Source organism: Streptomyces sp. NPDC003032 (assembly GCF_053591415.1).
This window is the reverse complement of sequence record NZ_JBSFTT010000023.1, coordinates 120,573-140,748: the sequence shown is the minus strand read 5'-3', so window position 1 is coordinate 140,748 and position 20,176 is coordinate 120,573. Positions and strand designations below refer to the sequence as shown.

The following is a 20,176-nucleotide window of genomic DNA, read 5'->3' as shown; positions in this document are numbered from 1 at the left end:
AGTCGGCTACCGCGCCGCTCTGCGCAGCTCCCCCTTGACCACCTTCCCGCTCGCGTTCCTCGGCAGTTCCGCCACGAACTCGACGCCCCTCGGGACCTTGTAGTTCGCCATCTCGCGCCGCGACCACGCGATCAGGTCGTCCGCCGTCACCACCGAGCCGGGGCGCCGCACCACGTACGCCCTGCCGACCTCGCCGAGCCTCGGATCGGGCACGCCGATCACCGCGACGTCCGCCACGTCGGGGTGGACGCCGAGCAGTTGCTCTATCTCGGCGGGGTAGGCGTTGAAGCCGCCGACGATGAACATGTCCTTGATGCGGTCCGTGATGCGGAGGTTGCCCTCCTTGTCGAGGACGCCGACGTCCCCGGTGCGCAGCCAGCCGTCAGAGGTCAGGGCGCGGGCCGTCTCCGCCGGGTCCTCGAAGTAGCCCCGCATGACGTGGTGGCCGCGTACGAGGATCTCGCCGGGATGGCCGGGCGACAGCGTCTGCCCGGCGGGGGACACCACCCGTACCTCCGTGTCCGGTATGGCCCGGCCCGAGGTCGACGCGATGACCTCGGCCGGGTCACCGCGGCGGCACATCGAGACGATGCCGCTCGCCTCGGAGAGTCCGTACGCGGTGAGGACCGTGCCCACCCGCAGCTCGCTCCGCAGCCGCTCGACCAGTTGGAGCGGTACGACCGCCGCGCCCGTCACCACGAGCCGCAGCGCCGACAGGTCGTGCTGGTCGCGGGAGGGATGGTCGAGGATCGACTGGTGCAGGGTGGGCGGGCCGGGCAGGACGGAGACGCGTTCGGCGGCGACGTTGGCGAGGACCGTGTCGACGTTGAAGACGGGCTGCGGGATCATCGTCGCGCCCCGCATCAGGCAGGCGATGATCCCGGCCTTGTAGCCGAAGGTGTGGAAGAAGGGGTTCACGATCAGATAGCGGTCGCCCTCGCGCAGGCCCGCCAGCTCGCTCCACACGTCGTAGCAGCGCAGCGTCTGGGCGTGGGAGATCACGGCACCCTTGGGGCGGCCGGTCGTGCCGGACGTGTAGACGATGTCCGAGGGCGCCGAGCCGTCCACCGCCTCCGCTCGCGCGCGGACGGCGGCCGCGTCGACGGCGTCGCCGCTCGCAAGGAAGTCCTTCCAGGTACGGAAGTCCTCCGGGGCGTCGTCCGCGAGCACGACCACCTGCTCCAGGTGCGGAAGGCCGGGCAGCGGGCCGCGCCCCGTGCCACCGTCACCCGCCGCGCGGCGCAGTGAGGCGACATACGACGTACCGAGAAAGGTGCCGGTGATGAAGAGGAGCCTCGCGCGGCTGCGGGCCAGGACGTAGGCGGCCTCCGCGCCCTTGAAGCGGGTGTTCAGGGGGACGAGGACGGCCCCCGCCGAGACCGCGCCGAGCGCGGAGACGATCCAGTCGAGGGTGTTCGGCGCCCACACGGCGATACGGTCGCCCGGCTCGACGCCGCTCGTCACGCAGGCGGCCGCCGCACGCTCCACGCGCCGGCCGAGCTCCTCGTACGGGATACGGGTGCGGCCCTCGACGACCGCCTCCCGGTCGCCGTACCGCTCGGCGGCCGCCCGGACCAGCCCCGGGATGCTGCCCCACCGCAGGTCACCACGCATCTCAAGCCCCAGGTCGCCGCGCATCGCAAGCCCCTCCCACCGCAGTAGCACACTGGTAGCTGACTGACCGTCAGATTAGCTGTAGCCTGACGCACTGTCAGCAGTCGGGACGCTGACCGAATCCCTCGTCTCGCGGAGGTGCCGCCGCCCATGCCCTCACTCAAGGACGCTACAGCGATAGTCGGGATCGGCCAGACCCCCTTCGCCAAACAACTCGCGGAGAGCGAGCGGACGTTGGCGTGTCGCGCCATCCTCGCCGCCCTCGCCGACGCGGGCATCGCGCCGTCCGAGGTGGACGCCTTCGCCTCGTACACGATGGAGGAGACCGACGAGGTCGAGGTCGCCAAGGCCATCGGCGCGGGCGACGTCACCTTCTTCAGCAAGGTCGGCTACGGCGGCGGCGGCTCCTGTGCCACGGTGGCGCATCTCGCCGCGGCCATCGCCACCGGGCAGGCGAGCGTCGGCATCGCCTGGCGCTCCCGCAAGCGCGGAAGCGGCCCGCGCCCCTGGAAGAACACCGCCGTCCAGCTCCCCACGCCCGCGCAGTGGACGCGCCCCTTCGGGCTGCTCCGCCCGGCCGACGAGATCGCGATGCTCGCGCGCCGCCACATGCACGAGTACGGCACCACGCGCGACCACCTCTTCAACGTCGCCCTCGCCTGCCGCAACCGCGCCAACCAGAACCCGGCCGCGATGATGTACGAGCGTCCGCTGACCCGCGACATGTATATGACCTCGCGCTGGATCAGCGAACCGCTCTGCCTCTTCGACAACTGCCTGGAGACGGACGGGGCGCTGGCGTGCGTGGTCGTGTCGGCCGAGCGGGCCCGCGACTGCCGTACCAGGCCCGTGTACGTCCACTCCACCGCGCAGGGCCTGCCCGCGCAGCACCACGGCATGGTCAACTACTGGAACGACGACCCGCTCTCCGGCCCCGCCTGGACGGCGGCCCGCCACCTGTGGAAGCAGGCCGACTTCGGCCCCGAGGACGTGGACGTCGCGCAGATCTACGACGCGTTCACCCCGCTCATCCCGCTCTCCCTGGAGGGCTACGGCTTCTGCGGGCGCGGCGAGGGCGGCGCGTTCACAGAGGGCGGCGCCCTGGAGAGCGGCGGCCGGCTCCCCATCAACACGGGCGGCGGCGGCCTCAGCGAGGCCTACGTCCACGGCTTCAACCTCATCAACGAGGGCGTGAAGCAGCTGCGGGGCACGAGCACGGCACAGGTCCCGGACGCGTCGACGTGCCTGGTGACGGCGGGGGAAGGGGTCCCCACCTCGGCGCTGCTCCTGAGGGCCCCATAGGCGCCTTCCGCCCCTGGGGCCCCGCCAGGGGCCTTCCAGGGGCGCGGGGAACCGCGCGACCAGCCACAACGAACCCGCACCCCGGCAAAGGACAGTCACATGGCAGACGCGACGACGAAACCCGAACCCCTCCTCACACCCACCATGGACGACGACGGCACCCCCTTCTGGGCCTACGCCGCCCGAGGCGAACTCCGCATACAGACCTGCACCGCCTGCGGCGAGCCCAGATTCCCGCCCAGGCCCTGCTGCCCCCACTGCCAGTCCTTCGGCAGCGAATGGCGCAGGATGAGCGGCCGCGGCCGGGTCTGGTCCTACGTGGTCCCGCACCCGCCCCTCCTGCCCGCCTACGCCGCGCAGGCCCCGTACAACGCGATCGTCGTCGAACTGGCCGACGCCCCGCGCATCCGCCTCGTCGGCAACCTCGTCGCGGAACCGGACGCCCCGCTGAACTCCGTCGCCCCGCGGCGGCTGCGGATCGGCGCGAAGGTGCAGGTGGTCTTCGCTGACGTGGGCGGCGTCACGGTCCCGCGCTGGGTCCTGGAGCGGCCGTGACGCGGGGGACGAGCGCGCTGCGTACGACCGCCGACAAGGAGACGGGTGTGGCGGTCCTCACCCTCGACCGCCCCGAGCGGCACAACGCCATCGACCTGGAGACGGCCGCCGAACTGAGCGATGCCTGGCGGCGGTTCCGCCACGACGACTCGGTGCGGGCGATCGTGGTGACCGGCGCGGGCGACAAGGCGTTCTGCACGGGCATCGACCGCGCCGTGGAGGTGCCGCAGCCGGGCTCCCCGTACACGATCGACGATCCGCTCATCGCGATCGGCCCGAAGGCGAACGACCTCTGGAAGCCGGTGATCGCCGCGGTCAACGGCATGGCGTGCGGGGGCGCCTTCTACCTCCTCGGCGAGGCGGAGTTCCTCGTCGCGGACGAACACGCCACGTTCTTCGACCCGCACACCACATACGGCATGGTCAGCGCGTACGAGACGATCCACATGGCGCAGCGCATGCCGTTCGGCGAGGTCGCCAGGATGTCCCTGATGGGCACGGCCGAGCGGATCTCGGCGCGCAGGGCTTACGAGACGGGCCTGGTCTCCGAGCTGACCCCACCGGGCGGCTCGGCGGCGGCGGCCGTCCGCGCCGCCGAGACCATCGCCTCGTTCCCCACGGAGGCCGTGCAGGGCACGGTCAGGTCCCTGTGGTCGGCGAAGGAGGCGTCCCGCGCCCAGGCGCTGGCGCACGCGCCCCACCTGATCGCGCTGGGGAACCTGCCGCGGGAGCGGCAGGAGGAGCTGTTCGCGAGGCGGCGGGGTGGCGGTGGCGGGTTTCGGGTCAGGTGATCGCCCCGCCGCATCCCGGGCCCCACCGGCCCTAAGAGCGAGGAGACGTCCCCGTGCCCCGCTCCGCGTCCAACGCGTACACACACCGGTCCTTGCTGCACGCGTACACCACCCCGTCCCGCACCACAGGCGCCCCCGTGATCTCCCCGCCGGTGGCCAGCTTCCAGCGGAGTCGGCCGTCGTCGGCCTTCAGGGTGTACAGCAGATGGTCCGTGGAGCCGAAGTGGATGCGCCGCTCGGCGACGACGGGGGCGCCGACGACCTCGCCGCCCGCCTGGAAGCGCCACTTCGGGGTGCCCGTCACCGCGTCGAGGGTGTAGAGGCCCTTGCCGCTGCCCACGTGGACGTGGCCGTCCGCGACGAGGACCGGCTCGATGGAGGAGCGGGACTCCGTGGCGATGCGCCAGCGGTCACGGCCGTCCGTGGCGTCGAGCGCGTACACCGTCCCGAGGTAGTCGGCGAGGTACACGCCGCCGCCCGTGACGGCGGGTCCGGGCGCGAAGGCGGGCGGGCAGAGGAAGGCGGCGGGCGCCTCGAAGTGCCAGCGGACGTGCCCGGCGGCGACGTCGACGGCGAGCACACGGGTGCCCGCCGCGACGTACACGTAGCCGTCCTGGGCCTGGGTGATCCGGACGGGCACGCCTCCGCAGGAGGCCGCGTCGCCCACGGGGTAGGACCAGCGTTCCTCGCCCGTACGGGCCTCCAGGGCCCGCAGCCTCGCGTCCTTCCAGACGTACACCGTGCCGTCGAAGACGGCGGGCCCGGCCTCCGGTGTCTCGAAGTCGGTCTGGGCGCCGGTGATCTCCCAGAGCTTCTCGCCGTTGGCGGCCTCCCAGGCCTGGACGCCGCCGCCGCGCGTGCCGGTGACGACCGTGCCGCGGGCGGCCTGGAGGGAGTACACCCAGGCGTCGGTCGGCAGCCGCCAGAGGTCGGAGCCGTCGGCGCCGTCGAGGGCGTAGAGCGTCGGGCCGTCGGAGGCGTGGATACGTCCGTCCGCGACCGCCATGGACCAGGCGACGTCCCGCGTCTTGAAGCTGCGGCGGCCGGTGCCGACGTCGAGCGCGTGGACCTCGAAGGAGGTGACGTAGACGAGGTCGCCGGCGACGGCGGGCGTGCCCCACACGTCGTTGGACATCCGGAACCGCCACGGCCGCCACGTCTTGGCCCCGGCGTCCGGCGCCACGGCGGGCGCGGGCACGGCGGGCGCCGCCGGGGCGACGCCGTTGGCCCCGCCCTTGGGGGACGCGGAGCGCGTCCAGGACGCGGCGAGCCCGAGGTCGCCGGGTACGGCGGCCGCGCGGGAGTCGGCGAGGCGCGGCCCGGGGCCGATCGGCACCTTGGCCCCGGCGAGGTGCACGGGCCCGGCGTCGGGCAGGCTCCCGAACGGCGCGCGGGACGGCGCGGGCGGCGGCTGCTGCGGGGGCGGGGGCGCGGTGACGGGCGGGGCGGTGACGGGCGCGGCCGGGGCGGCACCACGGGCGCCGCCTCCGCTGCGCCCGGCGGTGACGGGGACCCGGGCGGGCGGGCGGCCGCCCCTGCGGGCCTCGATGAGCGCGACGGCCCGCTCGGGGAGCCAGGCGGACGCCGTGCCGCTGTCGTCGTTGTCGGCGCTCTCGGAGGCGAAGAGGTGCGGGGCGAGCCGGGCCTGGAGGTCGGCGGGGCTGGGCCGCAGCGCCGCCTCCATCTGCATGCACGACTCGATGAGCGGGCGCAGGTCGTCCGGCAGCCCTTCGAGGTCCGGTCCTTCGCGCAGCAGCATGAAGACGGTCTCGACGGGGTTGGCGCCGTGGAAGGGCGCGTGCCCGGTGGCGGCGAAGACGAGCGTGGAGCCGAGCGAGAAGACGTCGCTCGCGCCGGTCACGCTGCGCGAGTCCTTGGCCTGTTCGGGCGACATGTAGGCGGGCGTGCCGACGGCGACGTTCGTCATGGTCAGGCGCGTGTTGGAGACGCCGGACGCGATACCGAAGTCGATGACGCGCGGGCCGTCCTCGACGACGAGGACGTTGGACGGCTTGAGGTCACGGTGGACGAGGCCCGCGCCGTGGATGGACTCCAGGGCCTCGGCCACGCCCGCCGCCAGCCACCGCACCGCCTGGGTGGGCAGCGGCCCGTGTTCATTCACTATTTCTTCGAGGGAGGGCGCGGGGACGTACGCCGTGGCGAGCCAGGGCACGGCGGCGCGCGGGTCGGCGTCCACCACGGCGGCCGTGTAGAAGCCGGACACGGCGCGTGCGGCCTCGACCTCGCGTGTGAAGCGGACGCGGAACAGCTGGTCCTCGGCGAGCTCGGTCCGCACCGTCTTGATCGCCACGCGCCGCCCCGACGCGGAGCGCGCGAGATAGACCAGGCCCATGCCGCCCGCGCCCAGCCGGCCCAGGACCTCGAACGGGCCGATCCGCCTCGGATCGTGCTGCGTCAGCTGATCCACCACTTGCCCTGCCACCTCCCCGTACGCGGCCGCCGAAGAAGACAGCCCCGTGCAGCGTCTCACCACCGAGCCGCTACGGCGGCACGCACCCTGATTCTTCCTGTCCGAGGCGGCCGTGGCGAACCCGGGGCGGGATCGGGGTGTCTCCGGTTTCCCGCGGTTTCTCGCGGTTTCTCAGTGTTTTACAGGACAAACACTCAGTGTTTTACAGGACAACACCGGAGGGCGGAGCCCCGCGCACGGCGGTCTCGGTCCTGCCTCAGTCCTGGAGGACCGCGAAGGTCGCCCCTTGGTTGTCCCTGAGGACCGCGATCCGCCCGTACGGGATGTCGTGGGGCGGCAGCTGTACGCGCCCGCCGAGCCGGGTCACCGCGGCGGCCGTCGCGTCCGCGTCGTCGACATTGAAGTAGACGAGGAAGTGCGGAGGCGTCTCGGGCCTGCTGTACCCGTCGGTGGCCGGGGACATCACGCTGCGCCCGCCGATCGCCGTGCCGGGCCCGGCCGCGGCCCCGGCGGGCGACCAGGTGCGGAAGTCGGTGCCGTCGAAGTCGAGGTCGAAGCCGCCGTATCCGAAGACGTTCTCGTAGAAGGGGTCGACGAGGGCCTTGTCCCGCGAGTACACCTCGCTCCAGCAGTACGAACCGGGCCGCTGCCGCTTGCCGAAGCCCTGGTGCGTACCGGCCTGCCAGAGCCCGAAGACGGCGCCCTCGGGGTCGGCGGCGAGACCCATCGTCCCGAAGGGCCCGACGGGCATGACCTCCGTGATCATGGACCCGCCCGCCCGCTTGATCCGCTCGGCGAGCGCGGCGGCATCGGGGGTGGCGACGTACACCGTCCATACGGTGGGCATGCGACCGTCGGCCTTGGGCGCGAGCGCGGCGACGGGCAGGCCTTCGCTGTACGCCTGGGCGTAGCGCCCGTACTCCGCGCCCGCGCCTCCGCCTCCCCCTTCCTCGAAGGTCCACCCGAAGAGGTCACCGTAGAACCGCTTGCCGCCCTCGACGTCGGGGAGCATCGCGTCGACCCAGCAGGGCACGCCCTCCTTGTTTCCGCCCCCTGTGTCCCGCTCTGCGTAGTCCATGTCAGTCAAGCTAGCGGCCCTCCACGGCACCCGCAGCGCACACATTCGAACACTTGGCCAATTATTACGAGGTGAGCCCTCCGCCGCTCCCATGCGCCCCAACCCCATTTGCACTCGGCCGAATCGCGCTCCGATCACCCCTCGGTAAGCTGACGGCATGACAGGACAGGTACGTACCGTCGACGGCCGCGTGGCCGGTCGGCGCGGTCAGGCGACGCGTCAGAAGCTGCTCGACTGCCTCAGCGAGATGCTCAGCTCCTCGCCCTACCGGGACGTCAAAGTCATCGACGTCGCCCGGAAGGCGGGGACTTCACCCGCGACCTTCTACCAGTACTTTCCGGACGTCGAGGGCGCCGTCCTGGAGATCGCCGAGCAAATGGCGGCGGAGGGCGCGGAGTTGACGCAGGTGCTCGACGGCCGCTCGTGGGTCGGCAAGGCGGGCTGGCAGACCTCCCAGGACCTGGTCGACGGCTTCCTCGACTTCTGGCGCAAGAACGACGCGATCCTCCGGGTCGTCGATCTCGGCGCCGCCGAGGGCGACAAACGCTTCTACAAGATCCGCATGAAGATCCTCAACTCGGTCAACAACTCCCTTACGGACACCGTCAAGGAGCTCCAGGCCAAGGGCAAGGTCGACAAGGACGTCAACCCCGCCGCCATGGCGGGCTCCCTGGTCGCGATGCTCGCCGCGGTCGCCTCGCATCAGCGCGGCTTCCAGGCGTGGGGCGTCAAACAGACCGAACTGAAGCCGAACCTGGCGATGTTGGTACATTTGGGCGTCACGGGAAAAAAGCCGACGAAGTAGCTCGAACAAAGCAGCCCGGATGGGCGCGCTCCCCAAGTCCTGTCACCGCGACGGCGGATCACCGAGGTGATCCGCCGTCGCAGTACCTGTACCAACCCCCACCTATCCCCCTATCCCGCCTGTCTCCGCTCCAGGCGGAAGAGCCTTATCTCCCGGTCCACCCGGGATTGATACGTGGCATAAGGCGGCCAGAACTTCAGCGCCGCCTCCCAGACGGCCGCCCGCTCCTCCCCCGTCACCAGCCGCGCCCGCACCGGTACGTCGGCGCCGCGCCAGTTGATCTCCGCGTCCGGGTGGGCGAGCAGGTTCGCGGTCCAGGCGGGGTGCCCGGGCCGCCCGAAGTTGGACCCGACCAGCACCCAGCCGCCCGTCTTCTCGTCGGGCATGCACGCCAAGGGCGTACGCCGTCGAAGTCCGCTCTTCGCACCGCGCGCCGTCAGGATGACGCCGGGCAGCATCATCGCGCTGAGCAGCACCTTGCCGCGGGTCAGACGGTGGACGGCGCGGTCCATCGCGGGAACGCAGTGCGGGGCGATCCTCGCGAAGGTCCGGGTGGACGACACCTTCTGCATCAGGCGCAGCCCGGACGGCGACATCAGCCGGCCTTCCCGGACCCGGCGGCGGCGCCCGGGGCCTTCGCGCCGCCGGACGCGGCGGTGGCGGGCGGGGGCTCGGCGCCGCCGGACGCAGTGGCGGTGGCCAGGGACTCGGCACCCCCAGACCCAGCGGCGGAGGCCGGGGCCTCGATGCCCCAGGACCCAGCGGTGGCGGCCGGGAGTTCGGCACCCCCGGACCCAGCAGCGGCGGCCAGGGGCTCGGCGCCGCCGGACGCAGCGGTGGCCAGGGGCTCGGCGCCGCGCTCGCCGGTGAACAATCCGGCCCGTTCGGCCGCCCGCGCGCGGAGCCGGTGTACGGGGCCGAAGAGCAGTTCGTCTCCGGACGCCCGCTTGAAGTAGAGGTGCGCCTCGTGCTCCCAGGTGAAGCCGATGCCGCCGTGCAGCTGTACGGCCTCGGACGCGGCGGTCCGCAGCGCGTCGAGGCCCTGCGCGAGCGCGAGACCGCCGGCGCGTTCGGCGCCCTGCCCGCCGAACCCGGCGGCCTCGGCGCCCGCGGCCCACGCCGCGTAGTAGGCGGCCGAGCGGGCGGCCTGCACCTGCACGTACACCTCGGCCAGGCGGTGCTTCACGGCCTGGAAGGAACCGATCGCCCGCCCGAACTGCTCCCGCTGACGTACGTGATCAAGGGTCCTTTCGAGCGCCCGGTCGGCGGCGCCCACGGCCTCGGCGGCCAGGACGGTGGCGGCGACGTCCCCGACGGCGGCAAGCGCGCCGGACACATCGGCGGCGCCACTGCCGAGCAACTCAGCCGCCACGTCCCGCAATTCGACGCGGGCCTGGGTGCGCGTCTCGTCGAGCGAGGTCTGCCGGGCCCGCGCCATGCCGGGTGCCCCCTCGCGCACGAGGAAGAGGAGCGTACGGGAGCGGGCGAAGCCCCCCGCGTGCGCGGCGACGACCAGCAGCCCCGCGCTGTGCCCGTCGAGCACCTGCTCGGCCTGCCCGTACAGCCGCCAGGCCCCGTCGCGGATCCTGGCCTGTACGCCGCCCGCGCGGCCGCCGCCCGCCCAGTCCCCGGAGTTGTCGCCGACCAGACCGAGCGCGGTGGCGAGCCCGGTGCCGGGTACGGCGAGCGCGGCGGTCAGCTCACCGGCGGCGATCCGGGGCAGGTGCGCGGCGCGCTGCTCGTCGGTACCGAGGGCCAGGATCAATGGGGCGGCGAGGACAGCGGTGGCGAAGAGCGGGGAGGGGGTGAGGGCTCGCCCCAACTCCTCGCAGCCAAACGCCAATTCCGCGACCGTGCAGCCCACGCCTCCGTACGCCTCGGGAAGGGCGAGACCGGGCAGCCCGAGCTGTTCGGCGAGTGCGGTCCACAGGGCGGCGTCGTGGCCGGAGGGGGTGCGCGCCGCGGCCTTGACGTCGTCGGGGCCGCAGCGTTTGGTGATGAGTTCGCGGAGGGTGCGGCGGATCTCGTCCTGCTCCGCACTGAAGGCGGCGTCCATCGGCGGGCTCCTCCCCCGGGCCCGGCGGCCGGGCCTGGATCTGACGGGTCGTCATGTTAGGGCGGGCGCGACGAGATGCACAGAGCGGGGACGGGACGTAAGCGGACGACGCCTCTTCCCGAGGCGCGCTTTTCCGCGGCCGGTGCCTAGCCCTTGCGCCGCGCCTAGCCCTTGCGGGGCGCTCCTCCTTGCGGTGCGCTCCTCCTTGCGGTGCGCTCCTCCTTGCGCCGCGCCTACCCCTTGCGTCGCGCTCCTCCTTGCGCCGCGCCTACCCCTTGCGTCGCGCCCCTCCTTGCGCCGCGCCTACCCCTTGCGCCGCGCCTCTCCTGGCCCCCGCGTCTCTCGTGATGCCGTGCCTCTCCGCGCCACCAGGCCTTTCCGCGCGCCGCACCCTTCCGCGCGTCACGTCGCTCCTGGCGCCGCGCCTTTCCGCGTACTGCCTCTCCCCGCGCCCGAACCTCCCCTCGCACCGCACCCACCTCCCCACACCACAACCCCTCTCGGGCCGCTGCGACCTGATGTACCGTCAGTTCCATGCCCCCTACCCCCTGCTCCACCCCCCGCAAGGTCGCCGTCGTCGGTGTCGCCCTCTCGGATTGTGGTCGGGTCGACGAGGCCACTCCCTATGCCCTGCATGCCCAGGCCGCCCGCCGTGCGCTCACCGACTGCGGGCTCGGCCGGGACGTCATCGACGGCATCGCGTCGGCGGGGCTCGGCACGCTGGCGCCCGTCGAGGTCGCCGAGTACCTCGGCCTCACGCCCCGCTGGGTGGACTCCACCTCGGTCGGCGGCGCCACCTGGGAGGTCATGGCGGCGCACGCGGCGGACGCGATAGCGGCGGGCAGGGCCAACGTCGTACTCCTCGTATACGGTTCGACCGCCCGCGCGGACATCAAGGCGAGGCGGCGCACGTCCAACCTCTCCTTCGGCGCGCGGGGCCCCCTGCAGTTCGAGGTCCCCTACGGGCACTCCCTGATCGCCAAGTACGCGATGGCCGCGCGCCGCCACATGCACGAGTACGGCACGACACTGGAACAGCTCGCCTCCGTCGCCGTACAGGCCCGAGCCAACGCGGCGACCAACCCGGACGCGATGTTCCGCGAGCCGATCACGGTGGACGAGGTCCTGGACGGCCCGATGATCGCGGACCCCTTCACCAAGCTGCACTGCTGCATACGTTCCGACGGCGGCTGCGCCGTGCTGCTCGCCGCGGAGGAGTACGTGGCGGACTGCGCGTCCGCGCCGGTGTGGGTCCTCGGCGCCGGCGAACACGTCTCGCACACGACGATGTCGGAGTGGGACGACTTCACGGTCTCCCCGGCGGCGGTGAGCGGCCGCCTCGCCTTCGACCGGGCGGGGGTGCGGCCACAGGACGTGGACGTGGCCGAGATCTACGACGCCTTCACCTATATGACGCTGGTGACGCTGGAGGACCTCGGTTTCTGCGGGAAGGGCGAGGGCGGCGCGTTCGTGGAGAAGGGCCGCCTGCTGCGCACGGGCGACCTCCCGACCAACACGGACGGCGGCGGCCTGTCCGCCCAGCACCCCGGTATGCGGGGTCTGTTCCTGCTGGTGGAGGCGGTGCGGCAGCTGCGCGGCGAGGCGGGCGACGGCCAGGTCGGACGCCCGGGCGGCGGCCTGCCGGAGGTGGCGGTGGCGTCGGGGACGGGCGGGTGGTTCTGCTCGTCGGGGACGGTGGTGCTGGGACGGGGGTGAGAGCGGCCTCGCGCTCCCGCTCGGCCCGGGGTGTCCCCGCCCTTCCGCTCGGCCCGGGGTGAGCGCCTCCCGACCCAGGGTGTGGGCGTCCCCGCCCTTCCACTCGACCCAGGCTGAGCGCGTCCCGACCCAGGGCGTGGGCGTCCCCCGCTCTTCCGCTCGGGCCAAGACGAAGGCGTCCCCGCTCTCCCCCTCGGTCACAATCGGCGCATGACGACTCCCGGCTCACCGCGCCCCACCGCACAACCCTCCACACAACCCTCCGCACAGTCCCCCACAGAGCCCTCTGTGCCGCCCAACGCCCCCTCCGCCCCCTCCGCACCCCCCGGGCGCCCCGCGCCCCCCACGTCCGAGTTCCAGAAGCTGCTGAGGGCGCAACGCGTCTGGGACGTCGAGTTGCCCGCCTTCGACCCGGCCGCGGCTCCCGCCACTCCCCTACCCCTCTTCCACGCGTGGTTCGCGGAGGCGGTGGCCGCGGGACAGACCGAGCCGCACACCATGGGCCTGGCGACGGTCGCCGAGGACGGCGGCCCCGACGTACGGACCGTGATGCTGCACGACGCCGACGGCCACGGCTGGCACTTCGCCTCGCACGCGAGCAGCAGAAAGGGCCGTCAACTGGCCGCACGCCCGAAGGCCGCCCTGCACTTCTACTGGGCGTCGCAGGGCAGGCAGATCCGTCTCCGGGGCCGCGTCACCACGGCCCCGCACCCCGAGAGCCTCGCCGACCTGCACGCACGGTCGACAGGTGCGCTGGCCGCCGCGCTGGTGGGACGGCAGAGCGAAGTCCTGGACGCGTACGAGGAGTTGGAGCGGGCGTCGGCCGCCGCCTGGGACCGTGCCCAGGCCGAGCCCGACGCGGACGCGCCGACGTGGACGCTGTACGTGCTGGACCCCCTGGAGGCGGAGTTCTTCCAGGGAGACGCGCGGCGGCGGCACGTACGGCTGCGGTACCGGAAGGGACAGGAGGACGAGACCTGGACCCGGGAACTGCTCTGGCCGTGAACCCTCAGCCCCCTACGCCTCCGCGGCTGAAGTCGTACTGGGCGAAGTCCCGGACCGGCCGATAACCGATCCGCTGATACAGGCCATTGCTGGTCGGATTGGCGAGGTCCGTGAAGAGCAGGACCTCGTCGGCGCCCGCGTCGAGCGCGGCGCGGGTCACGGCAACGGTGGCGGCACCACCGTAGCCGCGGCCGCGCAGGCCGGCCGGGGTGTACACGGGCGCGACGCGGACCTGCCCGGCGACGCGGCGGGTGGCGCCGGCCATCGCGGCGGGCGTGCCGTCGGGCGTCTCCCAGAGGGTGACGCCTCCATAGGCGAGGCGGGCGGACACCCAGTCGCCGGAGTCCATGGCGGGCGGCTCCCCGACGGCCTCCCCGAACTCCCGGTGCCAGCGCGCCAGCAGCGCACGGTCACCACCGTCGGCGACGCGGGCGCGGCCGGGCGGGGCGGGCTCGGGCGGGGTGAGGGCGCCGAGCCGGTAGAGCCGCTGCCGGTAGCCGCGCGTGGCGGTGGCCCCGGCGTGCTTCTCCCAGGCCTGCCCGAAGGCCTCCGCCGTATCCCGGTCGGCGGCGACGCCGGGCAGATCCGGCGTGACGTCGGCGAGCTGCCGGGCGAGGGCGTCGGCGGCTTCGGGGGTGACGGGGCTGAGGGCCAGGCGGTGCGGTGGCGTACGTACGAAGGCACCCTGGACGCGGCCCGCCTCATCGGCGTACGTACCAAAGAGGGGCGCCCCTTCCCCGTACGCATGGAGCCCTGTGACGCGCAGGGTGTCGGTGACGGTGAGGAGGGCGGTGTGCAGGGCGGGCGCGGAGTGCAGGAACTCCTCGGCACGAACGAGAAAACCGTCGAGGTCGCCGGTCAGCTGCCAGTGGGGGTACGGGTCGGTGGACATGGCCCATGATCGCGTGTGCCGCGGACGGCCCACAAAGAATTTTCACCACACCCAGCGCTACGCACCCACCCGTACCCTGAACACGGGGACCGCGAACCCCCCGCTCCCCCGGTACTCCCCGTGCTCCCCGTGTCCCTCGTCCCGCCCCGCCTCCACCTCCGTCTCCACCCCCACCTCCCGGAACGTCACCTCCAGCGCCATCCCGATCCGCAGCCCGTCGGCCTCCTGGTCGACGACCTCCGTCATCATCCGCGGGCCCTCGGCCAGGTCGACGACCGCGGCGACGTACGGGACGCGCGCGCCGAACGGCGGCAGGTCGTTCCTGTGCACCACCGACCAGGTGTAGAGCGTGGCGCGCCCGCTCGCCCGCTCCCAGGTGACGTCCTCGCTCCAGCAGCGCGGACAGAACTCGCGCGGATAGTGGTGCGCCGCGCCGCACGCCCCGCAGCGGCGGATCAGCAGCCGGCCCGCGGCCGCCGCGTCCCAGTAGGGGCGGGTGAAGGCGTCGGGCTCCGGAAGGTCAAAACGCACATCGGCGCCCACACCCGCGCCCGCACCGCTACCCACGCCCGCGCCCACACCGCTACCCACGCCCGCGCCCACACCCCTGCCGCCCATCAGAAGAGTCCGAGCGCATCGTCGAGGGACCAGGTCTGCCAGGACATGGCGAAGAGGGCGACCAGCGAGATGAGCGCCATCATCGCGTTCTGCCCCTGCTCGGCCCAGTCATGGATCATGAGGACGAGGTACAGCACATTGAGGAGCAGCCCGCCGATCAGAGCGATCGGCGTCAGGAAGCCGACTGTCAGGCCGAGTCCGAGGGCGAGTTCGGCGTAGACGACGACGTACGCGATCGTCCTGGGGCGCGGCGCGACGACCGTGGTGAAGCCGCTGCGGACCGCGTTCCACTTGTGTTTGGCGGCCACGTCGGACGCCCACGCGATCCCCGTCCCCCGCTGGAACCAGCCTTTCTTGTCCTTGTGGCGCCAGCTCTCCAGCCACCACAGGCCAAGGCCTACGCGGAGCACGGCGAGCCATTCGGCCCCGGTGAGCCAGATCGAGTCCATGCCGTGGCCTCTCCCACTTCGGCGAGCGGATACGCAATTCTGACGGTACGTCAGTTCAGCGCACCGGCGACGGGAGCGCAAGAGGCGGCGTACGCCGCGCGCACCCGCCCGCGTCACGAGACCCCGTGATCGATTCGCAACCGATTCCGGTCTTGACTGTCACCCGTCAAGTAATCGCACGGTTACTCTCCAGTCATGGCCGACTCGACAGCCGTCCCGACAGCCCTGCCTACGCTCCAACAGGAGAGCCCCGTATACGTGATCGGCGGCGGGCCCGGCGGTCTCGCCACCGCGGCGGCCCTGCGCGCACGCGGCGTCCGCACGGTCGTCCTGGAGAAGTCCGAAAACGTCGGCGCCTCCTGGCGCGGCCACTACGACCGCCTGCACCTGCATACGACGCGCCGCCTCTCCGCCCTGCCGGGGCTGGCGATCCCACGGGCGTTCGGCCGGTGGGTGTCACGTGACGACGTGGTCCGCTACCTGGAGAAGTACGCGGAACACCACCGCCTCGACGTCGTCACCGGCGTCGAGGTGAACGGCCTGGAGCGCACCGCCGACGGCGCCGGCTGGCTGCTGCGCGCCACCGGCGGGCGGGAGCTGACCGGCAGCGCGGTGGTGATCGCCACCGGCTACAACCACACGCCCCGTCTCCCGGACTGGCCCGGCCGCGACACATACTCCGGCGAACTCCTGCACGCCGCCGACTACCGCCGGCCGAGCCCCTTCACCGGCAAGGACGTCCTGGTCGTCGGCGTCGGCAACACCGGCGCGGAGATCGCCGTCGACCTGGCCGAGGGCGGCGCCGCCCGGGTCCGCATCGCCGTGCGCACCGCCCCGCACATCGTGCGCCGCACCACTGCCGGGTGGCCCGCGCAGCTCACCGGCATCCTGTGCCGCAGGCTGCCGGTCGCCCTGGTCGACCGGATCGCGGTACCGGTCGCCAGGGTCGCCGTGCCCGACCTGTCGGCGAAGGGGCTGCCTCGGCCCGACACCGGGCTCTACTCGCGGGTCAGAGAGGGGGCGATCCCGGTGCAGGACGTGGGTCTGATCGACGCCGTGCGCAAGGGGCGGGTCGAGCCCGTCGCCGCCGTGGAGTCCTTCGAGGACGGCAAGGTCGTCCTGGCGGACGGCAGCCGGATCGGCCCGGACGCGATCATCGCGGCGACCGGTTACCACCACGCCCTGGAAGGCCTGCTCGGCGGCCTCGGCGTCCTGGACGAACACGGCCGCCCCACGGCCCACGGCCGCCGCAGCCCGAAGCAGGCCCCGGGCCTGTACTTCACCGGCTTCACCAACCCCATCAGCGGCATGCTCCGCGAACTGGCCCTGGACGCCGACAAGATCGCGAAGGCCATCGCCAGAACGCGGCAAGGCACACCCCGATAGGGGCGCGGGACCCGGGGAACCGCGCGACCAGCCCCCATCGACCCGCGGGCAGAGAACAACCCCACCCCACCCCGGCCGATTCACGACCTTGGCACCACCCCGATTCTGCGCTTCCGTGGAAGGGGCGTGCACGCGCGCCCCTTCCGCCCCACGCACAGCACAGCGCAGCGCCCCCGCACAGCGCAGCGCCAGGCTTTGCCTGCAGGCCCATTCCTGACATCACGTCAGTTCAGTAATCTGACTATGCGTCAGTTAAGTGCTGTCACACAGGAGCGGGCGGACCGATGCTTGGATCGACTCACGGCACCTTCACCACCGACCCCCGCCGCGCGCATGTTGTGGCCTGCGGCGAACTCCCTCCCACAGCCGTCCACGGCAGGGCCGTCACGGCGCACGACCTGGACGTCAGCGGCCGGCCGCTGCACGCCGACGTACCCGATCTCGACCGCTTCTTCCGTCCCGAGTCCGTCGCCGTCATCGGCGCGTCGGACGCCGAGGGACGGCCCAACACCGGCATCACCCGCCAGCTCATCGCCTGGGCCGAGCGGGTCGGCGCGCGGCTGCACCCCGTGCACCCCACCCGTCAGTCGGTCTTCGGCATCCCCTGCTCCCCTTCCGTCGCCGACCTGCCCGAACAGGTCGATCTGGCCGTGCTCCTCGTCGCCGACCCGCTGCCCGTGATCGAGCAGCTCGCCGAGGAGAAGGTGCGGTTCGCCGTCGCCTTCGCCTCCGGGTTCGCCGAGACCGGCGAGGAGGGCGCGGCCGCCCAGGCCCGCCTCGCCGCCGCCGTACGCCGCTCCGGCCTCAGGCTGCTCGGGCCGAACACCAACCTCAACGCCTTCGAGGAGTTCCGCGAGGATCTCGAAGGCCCCGCCATCGCGCTGATCACCCAGTCCGGCCACCAGGGCCGCCCCGTCTTCGCCCTCCAGCAGCTCGGCATACGCCTCTCCCACTGGGCGCCCACCGGCAACGAGGCCGACCTGGAGACCTCCGACTTCATCTCCTACTTCGCCGAACGCCCCGAGGTCGGCGCCATCGCCTGTTATGTCGAGGGCCTCAAGGACGGCCGCGCCTTCCTGCTCGCCGCCGACCGGGCGGCCCGGCGCGGCGTACCCGTCGTCGCCGTCAAGGTCGGCCGCACCGAGACCGGCGCCCGCATGGCCGCCTCACACACCGGCAAACTGACCGGCGCCGACGCGGTGGTGGACGCGGCGATGCGGCAGTTCGGCGTGATCCGCGTCGACGGGCTCGACGAGCTCCAGGACACCTCCGCCCTGTTGGCGCGGGCCCGTCCCCCACGGGCCGACGGCGTCGCCGTGTATTCGATCTCGGGCGGCACGGGCGCGCACTTCTCGGACCTGGCGACCGAGGCGGGGCTCCGGCTGCCCACGCTCTCCGACGCCAAGCAGGCGGAGCTGCACCAGTGGATACCGCGGTATCTGAACGTCGCCAACCCCGTCGACAACGGCGGGCACCCCGTGGGCGACTGGCGCGGCCGGAAAATCATCGACGCGATCCTCGACGACCCTCAGGTGGGGGTGTTCATCTGCCCCATCACCGGTCCCTTCCCGCCGATGAGCGACAAGCTCGCGCAGGACCTGGTGGACGCGGCGGAGCGGACGGACAAGCTGGTGTGCGTGGTGTGGGGTTCGCCCGTCGGCACCGAGGACGCCTACCGCGAGACACTCCTCGGCTCCTCGCGCGTCGCCACCTTCCGCACCTTCGCCAACTGCATCACGGCGGTGCGCGCCTATCTGGACCACCACCGCTTCACCGCCGGCTACCGCTCGCCCTTCGACGAGGCGCCGCGCACCCCCTCGCCCTCCTTCCGCAAGGCACAGGCCCTGATGCGGCCCGGCCAGCAGCTCAGCGAGCACGCGGCGAAACAGCTGCTGCGCGCGTACGGGATTCGCGTACCGCGCGAGCAGTTGGTGACCAGCGCGGCGGCGGCCGTCCGAGCCGCCGGGCTCGTCGGCTACCCCGTCGTCATGAAGGCCTCCGGCGCGCAGCTCGCGCACAAGACCGAACTGGGGCTGGTGAAGATCGGGCTGACCTCCGCCAGTCAAGTACGGGACGCCTACCGCGAGCTGACCGACATCGCCCGCTACGAAGGTGTGACGCTGGACGGTGTCCTGGTCTGCCAGATGGTCGAGCGGGGCGTCGAGATGGTCGTCGGCGTCACGCACGACCCCCTCTTCGGGCCGACCGTGACGGTCGGGCTCGGCGGCGTACTCGTCGAGGTCCTCCAGGACGTGGCCGTGCGGGTGCCGCCCTTCGGGGAGGACCAGGCGAAGGCGATGCTGGCCGAGCTGCGGGGGCGTGCCCTGCTGGACGGGGTCCGGGGGGCGGCGGCCGCCGATGTCGACGGGCTCGTCGAGGTCGTGCTCCGCGTGCAGCGGGTGGCGCTTGAGCTGGGGGCGGAGCTTGCGGAGCTGGACATCAATCCGTTGATGGTGTTGCCACGGGGGCAGGGGGCCGTCGCGCTTGACGCGTTCGCCGTCTGCCGTTGAAGGGTGTCCGGGACGCCGCTTCGCGGCGAGCCTCCCCGCCGGCATCACCACGCGCCGTCCCACGAAACGGAGCCACTCCCCCATGACTACCTCCCCCGATCCCGTCCCCTCATTGATACTTCACGCCACTGACAACGGCGTCTCGTGGATCACGTTCAATCGGCCCGAGGCCATGAACGCCCTCACCTGGGACCAGCGCGAACGCGTCATCGCGCTGCTCGATGAGGCCTCGGAGGACCCGGCCGTGCGGGCCGTCGTGATCACCGCGGCCGGCAAGGGGTTCTGCGCGGGCGCCGATCTGCGGGGCGCGCCCGTCGCGGGTGAGCGGGTGGCCGGTGATGTGGCCCGGACCATCAGGCGGGGCGCACAGCGGCTGGTCTCCGCGGTCCTGGACTGCGAGAAACCGGTGATCGCCGCGGTGAACGGCACCGCGGCCGGCATCGGCGCCCACCTCGCGTTCGCCTGCGATCTGGTGATCGCCGCCGAATCCGCCAAGTTCATCGAGGTGTTCGTGCGCCGCGGCCTCGTGCCGGACGGCGGCGGCGCGTATCTGCTGCCGCGTCTGGTGGGGCCGCAGCGGGCCAAGGAGCTGATGTTCTTCGGGGACTCCGTGACCGCCGCCGACGCCGAACGGCTCGGCCTCGTCAATCGCGTCGTAGCTGCCGACGAGTTGGAGAAGACGGCGCGGGAATGGGCCGAGCGCCTCGCCGCCGGGCCGACCCGCGCCCTCGCCCTGACCAAGCGGCTGGTCAACGCCTCCCTGGAGTCGGACCGCGCCACGGCCTTCGCGGCGGAGGCCGACGCCCAGGAGATCAACATGACCACGGCTGACGCGAACGAGGGCGTCACCTCCTTCGTGGAGCGCCGCTCACCCTCGTACCGAGGCCGCTGACCCTCGTACCGAGGCCGCCGAGCAGATACCTCAGGCTTCAGTCCCGCGCCAGCGTCTCGATGTCCGGCGAGTCCGG

The 20,176-nt window shown here is 72.6% G+C and carries 17 protein-coding genes; 9 read left to right on the top strand and 8 right to left on the bottom strand.

Annotated features, from left to right (window positions below; translation table 11 throughout):
• Window positions 1-6 precede the first annotated feature (6 nt).
• Entirely contained in the window at window positions 7-1,614 is a 1,608-nt protein-coding gene (locus tag ACWDZ7_RS28745; RefSeq protein ID WP_451800970.1) for a FadD3 family acyl-CoA ligase, read from the bottom strand.
• Window positions 1,615-1,764: 150 nt separating this feature from the next.
• Here ACWDZ7_RS28745 and ACWDZ7_RS28740 point away from each other — a divergent pair, with 150 nt between their 5' ends.
• From ACWDZ7_RS28740 to ACWDZ7_RS28730, 3 genes are all read left to right on the top strand, one after another.
• Window positions 1,765-2,916, top strand: a complete 1,152-nt coding sequence (locus ACWDZ7_RS28740) for a lipid-transfer protein (protein WP_451800934.1) — start codon at window positions 1,765-1,767, stop codon at window positions 2,914-2,916.
• A gap of 99 nt (window positions 2,917-3,015) precedes the next feature.
• Window positions 3,016-3,471, top strand: a complete 456-nt coding sequence (locus tag ACWDZ7_RS28735) for a Zn-ribbon domain-containing OB-fold protein (protein WP_451800932.1) — start codon at window positions 3,016-3,018, stop codon at window positions 3,469-3,471.
• On the top strand, window positions 3,468-4,262 hold the full coding sequence (locus ACWDZ7_RS28730; protein ID WP_451800931.1) for an enoyl-CoA hydratase/isomerase family protein: 795 nt from the start codon (window positions 3,468-3,470) through the stop codon (window positions 4,260-4,262). The genes ACWDZ7_RS28735 and ACWDZ7_RS28730 overlap by 4 nt, the downstream gene beginning before the upstream one ends.
• Before the next feature lie 31 nt (window positions 4,263-4,293).
• Here ACWDZ7_RS28730 and ACWDZ7_RS28725 read toward each other — a convergent pair whose 3' ends face one another.
• Window positions 4,294-6,693: a serine/threonine-protein kinase gene (locus ACWDZ7_RS28725; RefSeq protein WP_451800930.1), complete on the bottom strand. Its 2,400-nt coding sequence runs from the start codon at window positions 6,691-6,693 to the stop codon at window positions 4,294-4,296.
• 256 nt (window positions 6,694-6,949) lie between these two features.
• Window positions 6,950-7,771 carry a VOC family protein gene (locus ACWDZ7_RS28720; RefSeq protein ID WP_451800928.1) on the bottom strand — a complete coding sequence of 274 codons (822 nt, stop codon included), beginning with the start codon at window positions 7,769-7,771 and terminating at the stop codon, window positions 6,950-6,952.
• Window positions 7,772-7,928: 157 nt separating this feature from the next.
• Here ACWDZ7_RS28720 and ACWDZ7_RS28715 point away from each other — a divergent pair, with 157 nt between their 5' ends.
• Window positions 7,929-8,576, top strand: coding sequence for a TetR family transcriptional regulator (locus ACWDZ7_RS28715; protein WP_451800926.1), 648 nt, complete (start codon window positions 7,929-7,931; stop codon window positions 8,574-8,576).
• Between the two features lie 110 nt (window positions 8,577-8,686).
• On the opposite strand, the gene ACWDZ7_RS28710 is transcribed toward ACWDZ7_RS28715, so the two are convergent.
• A complete protein-coding gene (locus ACWDZ7_RS28710) occupies window positions 8,687-9,172 on the bottom strand; it encodes a nitroreductase family deazaflavin-dependent oxidoreductase (RefSeq protein ID WP_451800925.1) in 486 nt (161 codons plus the stop codon).
• On the bottom strand, window positions 9,172-10,632 hold the full coding sequence (locus ACWDZ7_RS28705) for an acyl-CoA dehydrogenase family protein (RefSeq protein ID WP_451800924.1): 1,461 nt from the start codon (window positions 10,630-10,632) through the stop codon (window positions 9,172-9,174). The genes ACWDZ7_RS28710 and ACWDZ7_RS28705 overlap by 1 nt, the downstream gene beginning before the upstream one ends.
• Window positions 10,633-11,166: 534 nt before the next feature.
• On the opposite strand from ACWDZ7_RS28705, the gene ACWDZ7_RS28700 reads away from it, so the two are divergent.
• Window positions 11,167-12,348, top strand: coding sequence for a thiolase C-terminal domain-containing protein (locus ACWDZ7_RS28700; RefSeq protein ID WP_451800922.1), 1,182 nt, complete (start codon window positions 11,167-11,169; stop codon window positions 12,346-12,348).
• Window positions 12,349-12,636: 288 nt separating this feature from the next.
• Entirely contained in the window at window positions 12,637-13,353 is a 717-nt protein-coding gene (locus ACWDZ7_RS28695) for a pyridoxine/pyridoxamine 5'-phosphate oxidase (RefSeq protein WP_451800921.1), read from the top strand.
• Between the two features lie 4 nt (window positions 13,354-13,357).
• Here ACWDZ7_RS28695 and ACWDZ7_RS28690 read toward each other — a convergent pair whose 3' ends face one another.
• From ACWDZ7_RS28690 to ACWDZ7_RS28680, 3 genes are read right to left on the bottom strand one after another with little or no spacing between them, the layout of a single operon-like run.
• Entirely contained in the window at window positions 13,358-14,245 is an 888-nt protein-coding gene (locus tag ACWDZ7_RS28690; protein WP_451800920.1) for a GNAT family N-acetyltransferase, read from the bottom strand.
• 57 nt (window positions 14,246-14,302) lie between these two features.
• Window positions 14,303-14,863 carry a Zn-ribbon domain-containing OB-fold protein gene (locus tag ACWDZ7_RS28685; RefSeq protein ID WP_451800919.1) on the bottom strand — a complete coding sequence of 187 codons (561 nt, stop codon included), beginning with the start codon at window positions 14,861-14,863 and terminating at the stop codon, window positions 14,303-14,305.
• Window positions 14,863-15,312: a DoxX family protein gene (locus tag ACWDZ7_RS28680; protein WP_451800918.1), complete on the bottom strand. Its 450-nt coding sequence runs from the start codon at window positions 15,310-15,312 to the stop codon at window positions 14,863-14,865. Before ACWDZ7_RS28680 ends, ACWDZ7_RS28685 begins: the two co-directional genes overlap by 1 nt.
• Window positions 15,313-15,507: 195 nt before the next feature.
• Here ACWDZ7_RS28680 and ACWDZ7_RS28675 point away from each other — a divergent pair, with 195 nt between their 5' ends.
• The 3 genes from ACWDZ7_RS28675 to ACWDZ7_RS28665 all read left to right on the top strand — a co-directional run bounded on the left by ACWDZ7_RS28675 (window position 15,508) and on the right by ACWDZ7_RS28665 (window position 20,100).
• The gene (locus tag ACWDZ7_RS28675; protein ID WP_451800917.1) at window positions 15,508-16,698 is read left to right on the top strand and encodes a flavin-containing monooxygenase; all 1,191 of its coding nucleotides are present in this window, start codon (window positions 15,508-15,510) and stop codon (window positions 16,696-16,698) included.
• A 284-nt stretch (window positions 16,699-16,982) separates the two neighbouring features.
• Window positions 16,983-19,208 carry an acetate--CoA ligase family protein gene (locus tag ACWDZ7_RS28670; protein WP_451800916.1) on the top strand — a complete coding sequence of 742 codons (2,226 nt, stop codon included), beginning with the start codon at window positions 16,983-16,985 and terminating at the stop codon, window positions 19,206-19,208.
• An 82-nt stretch (window positions 19,209-19,290) separates the two neighbouring features.
• A complete protein-coding gene (locus tag ACWDZ7_RS28665; protein WP_451800915.1) occupies window positions 19,291-20,100 on the top strand; it encodes an enoyl-CoA hydratase/isomerase family protein in 810 nt (269 codons plus the stop codon).
• Window positions 20,101-20,176 lie beyond the last annotated feature (76 nt).

Coding starts and splice junctions, on each gene's coding strand:
- ACWDZ7_RS28745 (WP_451800970.1), bottom strand. CDS start 1,614: ATGCGTGGTGACCTGCGGTGGGGCAGCATCCCGGGGCTGGTCCGGGCG.
- ACWDZ7_RS28740 (WP_451800934.1), top strand. CDS start 1,765: ATGCCCTCACTCAAGGACGCTACAGCGATAGTCGGGATCGGCCAGACC.
- ACWDZ7_RS28735 (WP_451800932.1), top strand. CDS start 3,016: ATGGCAGACGCGACGACGAAACCCGAACCCCTCCTCACACCCACCATG.
- ACWDZ7_RS28720 (WP_451800928.1), bottom strand. CDS start 7,771: ATGGACTACGCAGAGCGGGACACAGGGGGCGGAAACAAGGAGGGCGTG.
- ACWDZ7_RS28715 (WP_451800926.1), top strand. CDS start 7,929: ATGACAGGACAGGTACGTACCGTCGACGGCCGCGTGGCCGGTCGGCGC.
- ACWDZ7_RS28710 (WP_451800925.1), bottom strand. CDS start 9,172: ATGTCGCCGTCCGGGCTGCGCCTGATGCAGAAGGTGTCGTCCACCCGG.
- ACWDZ7_RS28705 (WP_451800924.1), bottom strand. CDS start 10,632: ATGGACGCCGCCTTCAGTGCGGAGCAGGACGAGATCCGCCGCACCCTC.
- ACWDZ7_RS28700 (WP_451800922.1), top strand. CDS start 11,167: ATGCCCCCTACCCCCTGCTCCACCCCCCGCAAGGTCGCCGTCGTCGGT.
- ACWDZ7_RS28690 (WP_451800920.1), bottom strand. CDS start 14,245: ATGTCCACCGACCCGTACCCCCACTGGCAGCTGACCGGCGACCTCGAC.
- ACWDZ7_RS28685 (WP_451800919.1), bottom strand. CDS start 14,863: ATGGGCGGCAGGGGTGTGGGCGCGGGCGTGGGTAGCGGTGTGGGCGCG.
- ACWDZ7_RS28680 (WP_451800918.1), bottom strand. CDS start 15,312: ATGGACTCGATCTGGCTCACCGGGGCCGAATGGCTCGCCGTGCTCCGC.
- ACWDZ7_RS28675 (WP_451800917.1), top strand. CDS start 15,508: ATGGCCGACTCGACAGCCGTCCCGACAGCCCTGCCTACGCTCCAACAG.
- ACWDZ7_RS28670 (WP_451800916.1), top strand. CDS start 16,983: ATGCTTGGATCGACTCACGGCACCTTCACCACCGACCCCCGCCGCGCG.
- ACWDZ7_RS28665 (WP_451800915.1), top strand. CDS start 19,291: ATGACTACCTCCCCCGATCCCGTCCCCTCATTGATACTTCACGCCACT.